The organism is Pleomorphochaeta sp. DL1XJH-081 (assembly GCF_049310885.1).
Lineage (GTDB): Bacteria > Spirochaetota > Spirochaetia > Sphaerochaetales > Sphaerochaetaceae > CAYZJV01.
Genome location: NZ_JBMDYO010000121.1, coordinates 1 through 264 on the forward strand (window position 1 = coordinate 1; position 264 = coordinate 264).

Annotated in this window: 1 protein-coding gene; it reads right to left on the reverse strand. The window is 44.3% G+C overall.

Translation table 11 applies throughout. From position 1 onward, the window contains the following. Positions 1-196, reverse strand: a 196-nt coding sequence (locus tag ACODJP_RS14145; protein ID WP_422482591.1) for an LIM domain-containing protein, incomplete at its 3' end; no start/stop codon positions are given. Positions 197-264 lie beyond the last annotated feature (68 nt).

Here is a 264-nt window from a genome sequence, read left to right on the forward strand (position 1 = left end):
GCTGATCACAAGCACGACAACGAAAACATTCAGGATGCCAAACACCTCCCATGCAACTCAAATTTCTTCCAAGACCAATTTGCCTATTACAACCAGCACATTTTCTGAATCTTGAAGGATCCAGGAACGGAAAAGGTGCGAAAATACTTCCATTTCCATGCGGTGGAGGTGATGGAGGTGGAGACTCTGCATTCAAGCTTTCTTGAAGTGCCTTAGCAAGCTGCTCGTCTTCCTCTAACTGAGACTCGCTATCTATTATTTTCT